This window comes from Curtobacterium sp. MWU13-2055, assembly GCF_023242305.1.
GTDB lineage: Bacteria > Actinomycetota > Actinomycetes > Actinomycetales > Microbacteriaceae > Curtobacterium.
In genome coordinates, this window is sequence record NZ_JALLIO010000011.1 from 25,876 (window position 1) to 40,393 (window position 14,518).

12 protein-coding genes are annotated in these 14,518 nt (G+C 71.5%); 10 read left to right on the forward strand and 2 right to left on the reverse strand.

The window, feature by feature from the left end:
• Window positions 1-100: 100 nt before the first annotated feature.
• From M4960_RS17690 to M4960_RS17735, 10 genes are all read left to right on the forward strand, one after another.
• Window positions 101-610 (forward strand): hypothetical protein, encoded by a 510-nt coding sequence (locus M4960_RS17690; protein ID WP_173169826.1) that lies wholly within the window; start codon window positions 101-103, stop codon window positions 608-610.
• Entirely contained in the window at window positions 607-1,668 is a 1,062-nt protein-coding gene (locus tag M4960_RS17695; RefSeq protein WP_248704967.1) for a peptidoglycan-binding protein, read from the forward strand. The genes M4960_RS17690 and M4960_RS17695 overlap by 4 nt, the downstream gene beginning before the upstream one ends.
• Window positions 1,665-2,408 carry an ABC transporter ATP-binding protein gene (locus M4960_RS17700; protein WP_260097731.1) on the forward strand — a complete coding sequence of 248 codons (744 nt, stop codon included), beginning with the start codon at window positions 1,665-1,667 and terminating at the stop codon, window positions 2,406-2,408. Before M4960_RS17695 ends, M4960_RS17700 begins: the two co-directional genes overlap by 4 nt.
• Window positions 2,405-3,604, forward strand: coding sequence for an ABC transporter permease (locus M4960_RS17705; RefSeq protein WP_248704968.1), 1,200 nt, complete (start codon window positions 2,405-2,407; stop codon window positions 3,602-3,604). The genes M4960_RS17700 and M4960_RS17705 overlap by 4 nt, the downstream gene beginning before the upstream one ends.
• 283 nt (window positions 3,605-3,887) lie before the next feature.
• The gene (locus tag M4960_RS17710; RefSeq protein ID WP_131921340.1) at window positions 3,888-5,213 is read left to right on the forward strand and encodes a sugar ABC transporter substrate-binding protein; all 1,326 of its coding nucleotides are present in this window, start codon (window positions 3,888-3,890) and stop codon (window positions 5,211-5,213) included.
• Window positions 5,214-5,216: 3 nt separating this feature from the next.
• A complete protein-coding gene (locus M4960_RS17715) occupies window positions 5,217-6,260 on the forward strand; it encodes a carbohydrate ABC transporter permease (protein WP_248704969.1) in 1,044 nt (347 codons plus the stop codon).
• 116 nt (window positions 6,261-6,376) lie between these two features.
• Complete coding sequence (locus M4960_RS17720) at window positions 6,377-7,180, forward strand: carbohydrate ABC transporter permease (protein ID WP_248704970.1); 804 nt, start codon at window positions 6,377-6,379, stop codon at window positions 7,178-7,180.
• Window positions 7,181-7,460: 280 nt separating this feature from the next.
• Window positions 7,461-8,249 (forward strand): DeoR/GlpR family DNA-binding transcription regulator, encoded by a 789-nt coding sequence (locus tag M4960_RS17725; protein WP_123340051.1) that lies wholly within the window; start codon window positions 7,461-7,463, stop codon window positions 8,247-8,249.
• The gene (locus M4960_RS17730; protein ID WP_248704971.1) at window positions 8,246-9,241 is read left to right on the forward strand and encodes a 1-phosphofructokinase family hexose kinase; all 996 of its coding nucleotides are present in this window, start codon (window positions 8,246-8,248) and stop codon (window positions 9,239-9,241) included. Before M4960_RS17725 ends, M4960_RS17730 begins: the two co-directional genes overlap by 4 nt.
• A gap of 81 nt (window positions 9,242-9,322) precedes the next feature.
• Window positions 9,323-11,389, forward strand: a complete 2,067-nt coding sequence (locus M4960_RS17735) for a fructose-specific PTS transporter subunit EIIC (RefSeq protein WP_248704972.1) — start codon at window positions 9,323-9,325, stop codon at window positions 11,387-11,389.
• 269 nt (window positions 11,390-11,658) lie between these two features.
• Here M4960_RS17735 and M4960_RS17740 read toward each other — a convergent pair whose 3' ends face one another.
• Together M4960_RS17740 and M4960_RS17745 are read right to left on the reverse strand one after the other, a co-directional pair.
• Complete coding sequence (locus tag M4960_RS17740) at window positions 11,659-12,693, reverse strand: UDP-N-acetylglucosamine 4,6-dehydratase family protein (RefSeq protein ID WP_123293552.1); 1,035 nt, start codon at window positions 12,691-12,693, stop codon at window positions 11,659-11,661.
• Between the two features lie 62 nt (window positions 12,694-12,755).
• Window positions 12,756-14,501 carry a beta-N-acetylhexosaminidase gene (locus M4960_RS17745; RefSeq protein WP_248704973.1) on the reverse strand — a complete coding sequence of 582 codons (1,746 nt, stop codon included), beginning with the start codon at window positions 14,499-14,501 and terminating at the stop codon, window positions 12,756-12,758.
• Between the last annotated feature and the right edge of the window lie 17 nt (window positions 14,502-14,518).

Consider the following 14,518-nt stretch of genomic DNA (forward strand, 5'->3'; position numbering starts at 1 on the left):
TCGGCGTACCCGGCGCGAAACACCGCGCTTGGTGTCCTGGTGGCACGAACACGGAGCGGACCACCGGTCCCGTTCCGTCCACGCCACGAAGGAGACCACCATGACGACCACCACCACCTCGGTCCGCCGCCCGCGCGCGTTCATCGCCGTCGCCGCAGCGGCCCTGCTGCTGCCCGCACTGCTCACCGCGTGCTCGGGGACGCCGAAGGACGACGCCACGACGGCGGCCGGCGGCAAGGACAAGGCGGTCTCGCTGGCCGCGTGCATGCGCGAGAAGGGCTACGACATGCCCGATCCCGCCGGAGCCGACACGACGAGCTCGGTCGGCGTCCCCGAGGGCGTGGACCCCGACCAGTGGCAGAGCGACCTGGCGGCCTGCGCGAAGGGTTCCGGCACGGCGGGCGACGCTGTCGGGTCGGCCGAGTCGATCCCCGGCGGCGCCGAAGCCGCGCGGAAGGCGGCGAAGTGCATCCGCGAGCACGGGTTCGCGGACTACCCCGACGACGACCAGTCGGCGTACGAGCCGTCGGATCCCGACGCGTTCGCCGAGGTGGCGCAGGAGTGCGAGCGCACGGCGTTCGACGGGCTGGGCGCCGAGGCCGGCAAGTGACCCGGTCCCGACCACGGCGGGCGGTGATCGTCGGCGTCGTCCTCGTGGCCGTCCTCGCCGCGGGCATCGGCACCTGGGCGATCGTGGACGTGACGTCCGGTGCGACCAGTGCATCCGCCGCCGACGCTCCGACGAAGGCCCGGACGACCGTCACCGTCGAACGCGGCGACCTGACCGACTCGAAGGTGTTCGCGGGCACCCTCGGCTACGGGTCGGCCACCGGCGTGCCCGGGGCGGCGGAGGGGACGCTGACCTGGCTGCCGAAGCCCGGGCAGGTCCTGCGCCGAGACGACTTCGTGTACGCGGTCGACGAGCGCGGGGTCCGCTCGATGCACGGCACGGTGCCACTCTGGCGGTCGCTCGCACGCGGGCTGCGCGGCACCGACGTGCAGCAGCTCAACGACAACCTGGCGGCGCTCGGGTACGACGTCGCCCAGGACGACACCTTCGGACCGAGGACCCAGCGTGGGGTCGAGCAATGGCAGCGCGACCGGGGCCACCGGGTGACCGGGGTGCTGACGGCCGACGACGTCGTGTTCGTCGACGGTGACGTCCGGGTGGCGTCCGTCGACGGCCAGCTCGGGCAGCCGGCGGCCGAGGAGGGCGGCGACGTCCTGCACGTGACGAGCACGAAGCGCATCGTGGTCGCCACGGTGTCGCAGGCCGACGCCGAACGGCTCGCGGTCGGGACGGAGGTCGCGGTGCGGGTGAACGGCGCCGGCGCCCCGATGGCGGGCGAGGTCACCGACGTCGCACCGGACACGAGCGACGAGGGCAGCACGAAGGTCGACGTGTCCGTCGCGTTCGAGTCGGGCGACCGGAAGCTCCCCGCCGCCGCCTCGGCACAGGTCGACGCGAAGGGAGCGACCGAGCAGGACGTGCTGTCGGTGCCGGTGGCTGCCCTGGTCGCCGGGGCCGGTGGGAAGTACGCCGTCGAGGTGGTCCGGAAGGACGGCACGACGAAACGCGTACCCGTCACGCCCGGCTTCACCGCGGCCGGCCGGGTCGCCGTCACGGGCAACGTGACCGAGGGCGACCGTGTGGTGGTGCCGGGATGAGCGCGCAGCCCACCGACGGCCGGGTGCTCGCCCTCCGGGACGTCGTGAAGGCCTACGGCGACGTCGGCGCCCTCCGCGGGGTCTCGCTCGACATCGGAGCGGGCGAACTCGTCGCGGTCGTCGGGCCGTCGGGTTCCGGCAAGTCGACGATGCTCAACGTCATCGGCACCCTGGACCGCCCCACGTCCGGCACCGTGACGATCGCCGGCAACGACGTGGACACCATGACCGACGACGAACTGTCCCTGCTCCGGGCCGACCACATCGGGTTCGTGTTCCAGCACTTCCACCTGCAGGACGGGGCGACCGCCACCGAGAACGTCGCGGACGGCCTGCTCTACGCGGGGACGAGCCGACGGGAGCGACACCGACGCGCGGTCGACGCCCTCCGTCGCGTCGGGCTGGGGCATCGTCTGGACCACCGGCCGAACCAGCTGTCGGGCGGCGAGAAGCAACGGGTGGCGATCGCCCGGGCACTGGTCGGGGAGCCGACGATCCTGCTCGCCGACGAGCCGACCGGTGCCCTCGACACGGCGTCCGGGGCGGCGATCCTCGCGCTGCTGCGTGAACTCAACGCCGGCGGGACGACGGTGGTCGTCATCACGCACGACCTCGAGCTCGCCGCGTCGCTGCCGCGCCGGGTGCGGATGCGCGACGGCCAGGTGCAGCACGACTCCGGGACGGACGGCGGCACCGTCCCCGCCGCCGCGCTCGCCTCCGCGATCCGGGGTGCTGCGTGAACGCCCGGCGCCGCCTCCGGTCTGCGGTCACCGCGGGCGAGCTGCTGCGGCTCGGACTCTTCGGGCTCCGGACCCGGCCGACGCGCGTGGTCCTGTCGGCGCTCGGCATCGCGATCGGCATCGCCGCGATGATCGCCGTCGTCGGGATCTCGTCGTCGAGCAAGGCGGAGCTCGACCGGGTGCTCGACGCGCTCGGCACCAACGTCCTGACGATCACGCAGGCCGACGGCATCGGCGACGTGCCGCCGCTCCCGTCGACGGCGCTCGACTCCGCGCGTCGTCAGGACGACGTCGAGGCGGCGGCTGCCGTGGGCGCGGTCCCCGAGGCCGCCGTGTACCGCAGCCCGTACATCCCGGCCGCGGAGAGCAAGGGCATCGGGGTGATGACCGCGTGGGGCGACGTGCCGGAGGTGCTCGGTGCCGGACTCGCCGACGGCCGCTGGCTGGACCCCGCCGCGGACGCACCACCCCAGATGGTGCTGGGAGCGGACGCCGCAGCGGCACTCGGCATCGACCGGGTCCGTGCCGACAGCCGCGTCTGGACCGGCGGGCAGTGGGTGCAGGTGGTCGGGATACTGGAGCCGATCGCGCTCGCCGACGACCTGGACAGCCAGGTCTTCGTCCCCGAGGAGCTCGGCCGGCAGCTCGGCTCCGACGGGGCGCCGACCGCCGTCTACACCCGGGTCGACCCGACGCGCGTGGCACCGGCTCGCGACGTCCTGGCGAACGCGATCCGCCCCGGAGCGCCGCAGGACGTCGGCGTGACCCGACCGTCCGACGCGCTCGCCGCGAAGGACGCCACCGACGACTCGTTCACCGGGTTGCTCGTCGGCATCGGCGGCGTGGCCCTGCTCGTCGGCGGCATCGGCGTCGCGAACACGATGGTGATCACCGTGCTGGAACGTCGTGCCGAGGTCGGGGTGCGGCGAGCCCTCGGAGCGCGGCGGCGGAACATCCGCGACCAGTTCCTCGTCGAGTCGCTGCTGCTGTCGTTCCTGGGCGGGGTGGCCGGTGTGGTGATCGGGGTCGGGGTGACGGTCGCCTTCGCCCTGGCGCAGGGGTGGCCGGTGGCGATCCCGCTGTGGGCCGTCGGCGGCGGGCTCGGCGCGACCGTCGTGATCGGCGGTGCGTCCGGGTGGTACCCGGCAGCGCGCGCAGCGCGCATCCCACCGACGTCCGCCCTGGCGGCCGTCTGAGGCCGTGGTGGTGATCCGGGAGGCCCGGTGCCGGTCTGCGGGACCGGCACCGGGCCTCCCGGTCGTTCCGTCCACCCCGTCGACGCGAATCGCAGATCATGGCTGGTCATGACCAGTCGTGTCAAGCATTGGCGACGATCTGTTCGCCATCCGTGATCCCCCGGAAACACGCGGATCGAACCCGCTCACAGGGACCGATCCAACGGTTGACAAGGGCTCTCGGAAGGTCTTCTATTGCGAATACGCAACGACCTTTCATAAAGGCCGGACCAAGGGAGTCAACGTGACACGCACGCGTTTCGCCGCACTCGGTGCGCTCGGCCTGGCGGCCGCGCTCGCCCTCACCGGGTGCTCCGCCGGAAGCAACGGAGCTTCCGACGGTGGCACGAAGGCCATCGGCACACCCGATGGCAAGGGCAAGACCATCACCGTCTGGATGATGAACGGCGACCTGAGCGACAAGGTCCTCGACGCAGCTCAGAAGCAGTTCACGAAGGACACCGGGGCGAAGGTGAAGATCCAGACCCAGCAGTGGGACGGGATCACCACGAAGCTCACCACGGCGCTCGCCCAGGACGACGCCCCGGACGTGGTCGACCTCGGCAACACCCAGGTGCCGGTCTACGCAGCGGCCGGCGGTCTCATGGACCTCACGCCGTACCGCGACGAGCTCAAGGACGGCCAGACCTGGCTCACCGGGCTCGAGGGGCCGGCCACGGTGGACGACAAGCTCTACGGTGCTCCGCTGTTCGCGGGCAACCGCGCCGTCGTCTACAACAAGAAGGTCTGGAAGGATGCCGGCGTCACCGACGTGCCGACCACCTACGACGAGCTCACCGCCGACCTGGACAAGGTCAAGGCCGCCAACACGGCAAGCGACTTCTCCGCCTTCTACATGCCCGGCCAGTACTGGTACGGCGGGCTGCAGTGGGTCTGGGACGCCGGCGGCGAGATCGCCTCCGACAAGGACGGCAAGTGGACCGGGAAGCTCGACTCGGCCGATGCGGTCAAGGGTCTGACAGCGTGGAAGACGTTCCAGAACGACTACTCCGCGAAGTCGACGCAGGACATCAACACCGACAAGCCCTCGCAGAGCGACGTCTTCGCGCAGGGCAACACCTCGGCGTTCCTCGGCTCGGCGTGGGAGATCGGTTCGATCACCACCGCGAAGCCGGCGCTCGCCGACCAGATCGGCACGTTCCCGATGCCCTCGCAGACGGACGGCAAGACGCAGCCGGTGTTCCTCGGCGGCTCCGACCTGGGGATCCCGGCGAAGGCCGCCAACCAGGACCTCGCGCTGTACTACCTGAAGATCCTGACCTCGAAGGAGTTCCAGCAGGACCAGGTGTTCGGTGTGGACGGCTGGGAGCCGAACTCGACCGAGCTGCTCGACGCCGTGGCCGACGACGTCGACACCCTGCACAAGCCGTACTTCGCGGCAGCGGGCACGAGCCGTCCGACCCCGGCGACGCCGGGCTGGGCGACCATCGAGGGCGACGCGTCGTTCCAGTCGATGTTCGCGGACATCGCCACCGGGCGGAAGTCGCCTGAGCAGGCCGCCGAGGGCTTCTCGAAGCACCTCACGACCGCGCTGAACGCGCAGCAGTAGTCGATGACCTCCACTGCAGAGCAGGCGACCGGTTCGGAGCAGTCCGAGCCGGTCGCCGGCGGCGGGGGGACCGGGGGCACGGGCGCCGGGGGCAGCGGCGGTGCCGGGTCGGGGCGGCCGGTTCGTCCCGGCCGCGGTGCGCGTCGTCGGTCGGCGGTGGCGTCGCGCGCTCCGCTCGTCCTGCTGGCGCCCGCGGCGATCCTGCTGCTCGCGCTCGTCGTCTACCCGCTCGTCCGGCTCGTCGTCATCTCGTTCCAGGACTACGGGCTCCGGGCGATCTTCACCGGGGAAGCCGGGTTCGCCGGGGTCTCGAACTACACGAACGTCCTGACCGACGCGTCGTTCTGGCCGGTCATCCTGCGCACCGTCCTGGTCACCGGGGCGATGGTGCTCGGCACGATCGTCATCGGGATGGGCGTCGCGCAGCTGCTCACCCGGTTGGGTGTCGCGATGCGCACCGTGGTCAGCGTCGTGCTCGTGCTGGCCTGGGCGATGCCGAACGTCGCCTCGAGCCTGGTGTGGCAGTGGCTGTTCCAGCCCTTCTACGGGGTGCTCAACTGGCTCATCACGCAGCTGCGGGTGTTCGGCGACCACACGCAGGACAACTGGGCGTCGCACCCCGGGCAGGCGTACACGATCGTGCTCACGCTCGTGATCTGGCAGGCCGTGCCGTTCGTCGCCCTGACGCTCTACGCCGCACAGTCCCAGATCGCGCCGGAGTACTACGAGGCCGGGGCGCTCGACGGGGCCTCGACGTGGACGATGTACCGCGCGATCACGCTGCCGGCACTCGCCCCGACGCTGCTCCTGGTGTCGATCCTGTCGGTGATCTGGGACTTCAACGTCTTCAACCAGATCTGGCTGCTCACGAGGGGCGGTCCGGAAGAGGCCACCCTGACGCTCGGCATCTGGACGTTCGTGAAGTCGTTCGTCTCCAACGCGTACGGCCAGGGCGCCGCGATCGCCGTCATCTCGACCGTGATCCTCGGCGCGCTCACCAGCTACTACATCCGCCGGCTCGTCCGCAGCGGGGAGGAGGACCTGTGACCGTCTCGAACGCAGCACCTGGCGCGGGTGTCGCACCAGTTGCTGGTTCCGCGCCTGCGCCGGCGCCCGCGCCCGCTTCCGCGCCCGTGCGGAAGCGGAAGCGGAAGCCGCGCGTGGTGGCGAACACCATCGCGGTGGTGTTCTGCCTGGTGTGGGTGTTCCCGATCTACTGGATGGTGAACACCGCCTTCAAGCCAGCGGACGAGGTCACCACCATGACCCCGATCTGGGCACCACTGCACCCCACGCTCGACAACTTCACCCGCGCGCTCACGCAAGAGGGCTTCCTGGTCTACCTGCGGAACTCGACCATCGTCGTGGTGGCCGCCGTGCTGCTGTCGATCGTGGTCGGGTTCCTGGCGTCGGCGGCGCTGTCGCGGTTCCGGTTCCGCGGGCGGCGGGCGATCCTGGTCGGCATCCTGTTCGTGCAGATGATCCCGTCGGGCGCGCTGCTCATCCCGCTGTTCCTGTCGTTCCAGACGCTCGGTCTGCTCAACAGCTACGTCGGGCTGATCCTGGCGTACGTCGCGAGCGTGCTGCCGTTCTCGATCTGGGTGATGCGCGGGTTCTTCGTAGCTGTACCCGTCGAGATCGAGGAGGCCGCGAAGGTCGACGGGGCCGGCACCTTCCGGATCCTGTGGAGCGTGCTGTTCCCGCTCGTGATGCCGGGAGTCATCGCCACGAGCGTGTTCGCGTTCATCGCGGCGTGGAACGACTACCTGATCGCGTACGTGATGCTCAAGGACCAGGGGATGTACACGCTGCCGGTCTGGCTCGCGGGCTTCTCGACGAACAAGGGCACGGACTTCGGTGGGCTGATGGCGGCGAGCGTGCTGTTCTCGATCCCCGTGGTCGTTTTCTTCCTCATCGTGCAGCGTCGGCTGGTCAGCGGTATGACCGCGGGAGCCGTCAAGGGCTGACGCGCTCGACCGAACACCCCGTCGCACACGCGGCGGGGTGTTCGTGCGTGTGGGGTGTTCGTGCGTGTGGGGTGTTCGTGCGTGTCCCGTCCGTCGAGGTTCCACGACATGCCGCGTGCTGGACGCCGAGGTTCCACGGACGGGCTGTGGGCGCCGCGAGATGCCGAGATTTCGGAACCTCGGGGGAGGGAGCGGGGAGCGGGACGAGTGCGGGTGGTTGTGTTTGTGTGGGTTTGTGGCTTATGGTTCCTGAAACCCACGGGAACGAAGGAGTTCGGGCATGTACGCAACCGAGCGGCACGACGCGATCGCAGCAGCGCTGCAGGACGCCGGCCGGGTCTCCGTCGCCGATCTGGCCGAGCACTTCGACGTCACCACCGAGACCGTGCGCCGTGACCTCGACACCCTCGAGTCCGCCGGGGTCCTGCGCCGCGTGCACGGGGGAGCGGTGCCCATCGGCCGCTCGAGCGTCGTCGAACTCTCCGTCGCCGAGCGCGAGGGGCAGCACGGTTCCGCGAAGTCCGAGATCGCCCGAGCCGCGATGCGCCTGGTGCCCTCGACCTTCACCGGCTCGATCGCGATCGACGCCGGCACCACCTGCGCCGCCGTCGCCGCCGAACTCGCACGCTGGGAGCCCGCCACCGCCGGCGCGACCCTCACCGTCATCACGAACTCCGTCCCGATCGCCGCGACCCTGCAGCACAGCGAGCACGTCGAGCTGCACCTGCTCGGTGGCCGGGTGCGCGGGGTCACGAGCGCCGCCGTCGGGACCGCCACCGTCGAGCAGATCAGCGCCCTGCGGCCCGACATCGCGTTCGTCGGCACGAACGGCCTGTCCGCCGGCTTCGGGCTGAGCACCCCGGACGAGTACGAGGCCGCCGTCAAGGGCGCCTACGTCCTCGCCGCCCGCCGAGCCGTCGTGCTCGCCGACGCCGCGAAGCACGGGGTCGAGGCCCTGATGCGCTTCGCCCGGCTCGACGAGATCGACACCGTGGTCACCGACCAGGAGCCGCCGGCCGACCTCGCCGGCGCCCTGACCGACGCCGACGTCGAGGTCGTCGTCGCATGAGCCGTCGCATCGTCACCGTCACGCCGAACCCGAGCCTCGACCGCACCATCGAGCTCTCCGGCGAACTGCAGCGCGGCGCCGTCCAGCGCGCCACCCGCTCCACCGCGGAGCCCGGCGGCAAGGGCGTCAACGTGTCCCGCGTCGTCGTCGCGAGCGGTGGGGACACCATCGCCGTGCTGCCCGGCGACGAGCTCGACCCTGTGCTGCTCGGGCTCGCCACGCGCGGCATCCCGACCGCCGCCCTGCCGATCGGTGCGCCGCTCCGCTCGAACGTCACCGTGACCGAGCCGACCGGCACCACCACGAAGCTCAACGAGCCCGGTCCCTCGCTCGCCGGTCGGCTGGACGACCTGGCCGACCTGGTCGCCGACACGGCCGCGGCGACCGCCACCGGACCCGCCGCCCGCTGGGTGGTCTTCGCCGGGTCGCTCCCGCCCGGACTGCCCGACGACGCGCTCGCCGTGCTCGTCCGCGCCGTCCGCGCACGCCACGGTGAGGACGTCCGGATCGCGGTCGACTCGTCCGGCGTCCCGTTCACCGCCCTGCTGCAGTCCGGCGAGCGGATCGACCTGGTCAAGCCGAACGCCGAGGAGCTCGCCGAGGTCGTCGGCGGCGACCCCGACACCTACGAGCAGGACCTCGACGCCGCCGTGGCCGCTGCCGAGCGGTTGCGCGACCGGAACGTCGGCTCGGTCCTGCTGACCCTCGGCAGTGCCGGCGCCGTGCTGGTGTCGGACGAGGGTGCCTTCGCCGCCGCAGCACCGCGGATCGTCGCCCGCTCGACGGTCGGCGCGGGAGACTCCTCGCTCGCCGGCTACCTGCTCGCCGAGGTCGCCGGAGCGTCGCCCGAGCAGCGCCTCGCCCAGGCCGTCGCCACCGGCGCCGCGGCCGCTGCCCTGCCCGGCAGCGACGTGCCGTCCATCGACCACACCGACCCGACGGCGATCTCGGTCCGGGTGCTCACCACGCACCCGGCACCCGAGCCCGCCTGACCCCGCCCCAGCTCGAACACCCCCACTCCCCGAACACCTGCACGACCCGCGCGATCAGCGCCATTGCGAAGGAGCAAGCACATGTCCGCAGACTCGAGTCCGCGCCTCATCAGCGCCCAGCTCGTCGGCCTCGACGAGGACCTCGGCGCCACCTCGGCCGACGTCATCCGCGTCCTCGCCGACCGCGTCGCCGCGACCGGCCGCGCCGCCGACGGCCGGGTCCTGGCCGAGGACGCCATCAAGCGCGAGGCCAGCGTCGGCACCGGGGTTCCCGGCGGCATCGCGATCCCGCACGCCCGTTCGGCATCGGTGTCCGAGCCGACCCTGGCGTTCGCGCGTCTCGCCCGGAAGGTGTCGTTCGGCGCCCCGGACGGCGACGCCGACATCGTGTTCATGATCGCCGTGCCCGAAGGGGCCGACAAGGACCACCTGACGGTCCTCTCGACCCTGGCCCGTGCGCTCATCCGCGACGACTTCACCGCCGCCCTGCGCGCCGCAGCCACCCCCGACGAGATCGTCCAGCTCGTCGACCGCGAGGTGAGCGGCGAGGTGTCCGAAGCCGGCGTCGGGAAGGCGAGCAGCGCCTCCAGTCCGACCGCCGCACCCGCGCCGGGCCGCAAGGTCTTCGTCGGCGTCACCGCCTGCCCGACCGGCATCGCGCACACCTACATGGCGGCCGACGCCCTCGTCGCCGCGGCGCAGCGCGCCGGTGCCGAGATGCACATCGAGACCCAGGGGTCCTCGCAGGTCGAGCCCCTTGACCCGGCCCTCATCGCCCGTGCCGACGCCGTCGTGTTCGCGGTCGACGTCGACGTCCGCGACCGCGGTCGCTTCGCCGGCAAGCCGCTCGTTTCCGGACCCGTCAAGCGCGGCGTCGACGAGCCCGACAAGATGATCGCCGAGGCCATCCGTGCCTCGGACGACCCGAACGCCGCACGCGTCCAGGGCGGTGCAGCCGTCGACGGTGCGTCCACCGCCAAGAACGAGCACTTCGGCCAGGCGCTCAAGCGCTGGCTGCTCACCGGCGTCAGCTACATGATCCCGTTCGTCGCGGGCGGCGGGCTCCTCATCGCGCTCGGCTTCCTGCTCGCCGGGTACGGCATCGCGCTCACCCACGGTGACGACGGCGTGAACAACGCGGTATTCGCGCTCCAGCACTACAACCTGGTCGACCTGCCGCCGGAGGGGCTGCGCTACTACCTCGGTGCCGCCGCGTTCCAGATCGGCTCCGTGTCGCTCGGCTTCCTCGTCGCAGCGCTCGCCGGGTACATCGCCTACGCCATGGCCGACCGACCCGGCATTGCGCCCGGCTTCGTCGCCGGTTCCATCGCCGTCTTCATGAACGCCGGGTTCCTCGGCGGCCTGATCGGTGGCCTCATCGCCGGTGCCGCGGCGTACTGGATCGGTCGCATCCCGACCTGGCGCTGGCTGCGTGGCCTGATGCCCGTCGTGATCATCCCGCTGTTCGCCTCGATCATCGCCTCCGGCCTCATGCTGCTCGTGCTCGGTGGACCGATCGCCTGGCTCATGACCCAGCTGACCGAGTTCCTCAACTCGCTGTCCGGCGCCTCGGCGATCCTGCTCGGCATCATCCTCGGCCTGATGATGGCCTTCGACCTCGGCGGCCCGGTCAACAAGGTCGCCTACGCGTTCGCCGTCGCCGGGCTCGGCGCCGGGACCGCCACCAACGTCGTGCCGTTCGAGATCATGGCCGCCGTGATGGCTGCCGGCATGGTGCCGCCGCTCGCCCTGGCACTCGCGTCGACCGTCCTGTACCGCAAGGGCTTCACGAAGCCCGAGCGCGAGAACGGCAAGGCCGCCTGGCTGCTCGGGGCGTCCTTCATCTCCGAGGGCGCGATCCCGTTCGCCGCAGCCGACCCGCTGCGCGTCATCCCGGCGTCGATGGTCGGTGCCGCGGTCACGGGTGCGATCTCGATGGCGGCCGGTGTGACCTCGCGGGCGCCGCACGGTGGGATCTTCGTGTTCTTCGCCATCGGGGACGTCGCGATGTTCATCGTCGCGATCCTGGCCGGCACGATCGTGTCCGCGCTGGTGCTCGTCGGGCTGAAGAAGTTCGTGCGCCGGGCCCCGGCGGCGGACGCCGCCGTGTCCGAGACGGCAGACGACCGCGTGGCCGTCGCCGTGTAGTCGACGTCACCGCGTGACGGAAGGGCGCGCCCCGCTCAGCGGCAACGCGAAGCGTTGCGCGGGGCGCGCCGACCGAGCTTGCGAGGGAGGGGTGCCAGCTGGCACCGGGCCTCCCGTCCGTCCGTGGTCGCGCCCACCCCGCGGGGTTCCGAGATCTCGGAACCTCGGGGGCATGCGGGGCCGTGCGTGGAACCTCGGCGGAAGTGAGCGGCGAGTCGTGGAACCTCGGCGCGCCAGCCAGCCAGCCAGGCAGACAGCAGGCAGCAGCGTCAGGCGGCCATCGCGAGCGCCGACGGGTCGACGGTGCCGGCGACACGGTCGTCGACGTCGCACGGCGCGATCGGCGCAACCGAGGTGTGGGTGATCTTCGGGTGTACCGGGCGACGTTCGGTCTCACCCCGTCCGATGAGGTCCTCGTGCAGCTTCTCTCCCGATCGCAGGCCCGTGAACACGATGTCGGACGGACTCCCCGTCGCGGCGAGCATGCGGCGTGCGATGTCGAGGATCCGTACCGGGGCACCCATGTCGAGGACCAGGACCTCGCCGGGATGGGCGATCGCCGCGGACTGGATCACGAGGTGGCACGCCTCCGGGATGGACATGAAGTACCGGGTGGCGTCCGGGTGGGTGACGGTCAGGGGCCGTCCGGCGCGGATCAACTCCGCGAAGAGCGGGAGCATCGAACCACGGCTGCCGAGGACGTTGCCGAACCGGACGGACACGTAGTCGCGGCCGGTGTCGGCAGCGGTCCAGGCGGTCAACCGCTCGGCGATCCGCTTGGTCGAGCCGAGCACGCTCGTCGGGTTCGCAGCCTTGTCCGTCGAGATGTTCACGAGCGTCTGCACCCCGGCTGCCGCGGCGGCGCGCAGGACGTTCAGCGTGCCGAGGACGTTCGTCTTCCAGCCTTCGTCCGGGTACTGCTCGAGCATCGGCAGGTGCTTCAGTGCCGCTGCGTGGAAGACGACGTCGGGACGGCGGTCCATCATGATGTCCCGGATGGCGTCGGCGTCGCGGATGTCGGCGAGGACGACGTTCTTCGTGTCGAGCAGACCGTGCCCGTCCACCGAGACCTGCACCTGCTGCAACGCGGTCTCGTCGCGGTCGAGCATGATGATCTCCGCCGGCTCGAACCGGACGAGCTGCCGGCAGAGCTCACTGCCGATCGAACCGCCGGCGCCCGTGATCAACACGGACCGCCCGCGGATGAAGTCGACGGCGACCTCGAGTTCAGCCGCCGGCTGGCGACCCCCGATGAGTTCGGCGATGTCGAGGCCTTCGAGGCCGGGGATGTGGCGCGTTGGCATGGGGGTCTCCTCCGGGAATTCTCCCCACAGTGTGAACCCTGAGCATGTGAAATGTCAATACGTCATTCGGCGATGTTCGCGGTGATCGCGTCGATGTAGGCGGCGCGGTCCTCGCGCGAGTGCGGCCGCCCCGGGACGCCCGGCCGCTGCTCCCACGGGAACGGCCCGGCCTCGTGCCGGTACTCGATCCCCATCGCCTCGAGCCGCGCGGTGTGCTCGGCCAACCGCCCGCGGAACTCGGCGACGTCGCGCGGCCCGGTGACGTCCGCCGACCAGAGCGCCTCGGCCAGGGCGGCCACCCGCGGGAACAGCTGGTAGTCGAGCTTCCGCGCGGTGTCGACGTGCTCGGTCCACATGTTGCCCTGGCCGCCGATGACGTGGGCGCGCTCGGACTCGGTCAGGCCGGACGGCACCGGGTCGAACCCGAAGACGTCGTCGACCGTCAGCACGATGGACACCGGGATCGGCTCGGTCGCCAGGTCGCTCTGGCGGTAGTCGAGGTAGGCCTGGTCGTCGGGCGACGAGATGACGTCGTGCCCGCGCTTCGCCGCCGTCCGGGCGCCGGTCAGACCACGCCACGACACGATGGTCGCCGAGGGGTCGAGCGTGCCGCCCTCGAGGATCTCGTCCCAGCCGAACGCCTGCCGCCCGTGCGAGGCGACGTGCGCCGCGAGCTGCCCGATGATCCAGGCCTGCAGCTGCTCTTCATCCTCGAGCCCGAGTGAACGCATGCGCTCCTGCGTGCGGGGGTCCTCGACCCACTGCACCTTCGGGCACTCGTCGCCGCCGATGCCGATGTAGCGCGAGGGGAAGAGCGCGATGACCTCGTCGAGGACGTCCTTGAAGAAGTCGACGGTGCTGTCGTCGGCGTTCAGGACGTCGTCGGCGATGCCCCACTCGGTCCAGACCTCCACCGGCGTCTCGGGGTGCACGCCGAGCGACGGGTAGGCGGCCAAGGCGGCACGGACGTGTCCGGGCGTCTCGATCTCGGGGACGACGGTGACGAACCGGTCCGCCGCGTAGGCGACGATCTCGCGGATGTCGTCCTGCGTGTAGTACCCGCCGTGCGGGCGGCCGTCGAACGCTGCGGGGTGCAGCACACCGTCGGCGTCGGGGACGTGCGCGCCCACCTGGGACTCGCGGCGCCAGGACCCGACCTCGGTCAGGCGCGGGTACTTCCGGATCTCGATGCGCCAGCCCTGGTCCTCCGTCAGGTGGAAGTGCAGCCGGTTGATCCGGTGCGCCGCGAGCTGGTCGACGACGCGCATGACCTCGTGCTTGGTGCGGAAGTGCCGCGCGACGTCGAGCATGACGCCGCGCCAGGCGAAGGCGGGGGCGTCCTCGACGATGGTGGACGGGACGGACCATGGCCCGGTGCCGACGCGGCCGCTCCGGTACACGTCGGCGGGCAGCAGTTGGAGGAGCGCCTGGACGCCGTAGAACACGCCGGCGGCCGAGCCGCCCGCGACGTCGACACCGTCGGGTGTGACGGTCAGGCGGAAGGACTCGGCGCGCTCGCCCTCGGGCGACGGCGGACCGGCGGGCAGGGAGGGATCGTCGGTGACGCGCAGCGAGATGACGCCCGTCCGCACCGGCCCGTCGGCGGAGGCCGCCCCGTCGACGGCCACGTCCTCCGCTGCGTCGCGGACCGGCTGGCCGGTCGACGCCCGGAGCGTCTGCTGCAGGTACAGTCGGACCGATTCGCTCGCTGCGTCCGCTGCGATGCGGGTCGACGGGGTGATCTCGAAGGCGCCGGTACCGGGGACGGCGCGGCGCGGTCGTGGGATGAGCATGTCGGAGTCCACCATTCCTCAATGATCTTTCG

Excerpts from the sequence above, each read along its gene's own strand:
- M4960_RS17745 (WP_248704973.1), bottom strand. The coding sequence starts at position 14,501 with ATGGTGGACTCCGACATGCTCATCCCACGACCGCGCCGCGCCGTCCCC.
- M4960_RS17700 (WP_260097731.1), top strand. The coding sequence starts at position 1,665 with ATGAGCGCGCAGCCCACCGACGGCCGGGTGCTCGCCCTCCGGGACGTC.
- M4960_RS17715 (WP_248704969.1), top strand. The coding sequence starts at position 5,217 with ATGACCTCCACTGCAGAGCAGGCGACCGGTTCGGAGCAGTCCGAGCCG.
- M4960_RS17690 (WP_173169826.1), top strand. The coding sequence starts at position 101 with ATGACGACCACCACCACCTCGGTCCGCCGCCCGCGCGCGTTCATCGCC.
- M4960_RS17725 (WP_123340051.1), top strand. The coding sequence starts at position 7,461 with ATGTACGCAACCGAGCGGCACGACGCGATCGCAGCAGCGCTGCAGGAC.
- M4960_RS17735 (WP_248704972.1), top strand. The coding sequence starts at position 9,323 with ATGTCCGCAGACTCGAGTCCGCGCCTCATCAGCGCCCAGCTCGTCGGC.
- M4960_RS17730 (WP_248704971.1), top strand. The coding sequence starts at position 8,246 with ATGAGCCGTCGCATCGTCACCGTCACGCCGAACCCGAGCCTCGACCGC.
- M4960_RS17740 (WP_123293552.1), bottom strand. The coding sequence starts at position 12,693 with ATGCCAACGCGCCACATCCCCGGCCTCGAAGGCCTCGACATCGCCGAA.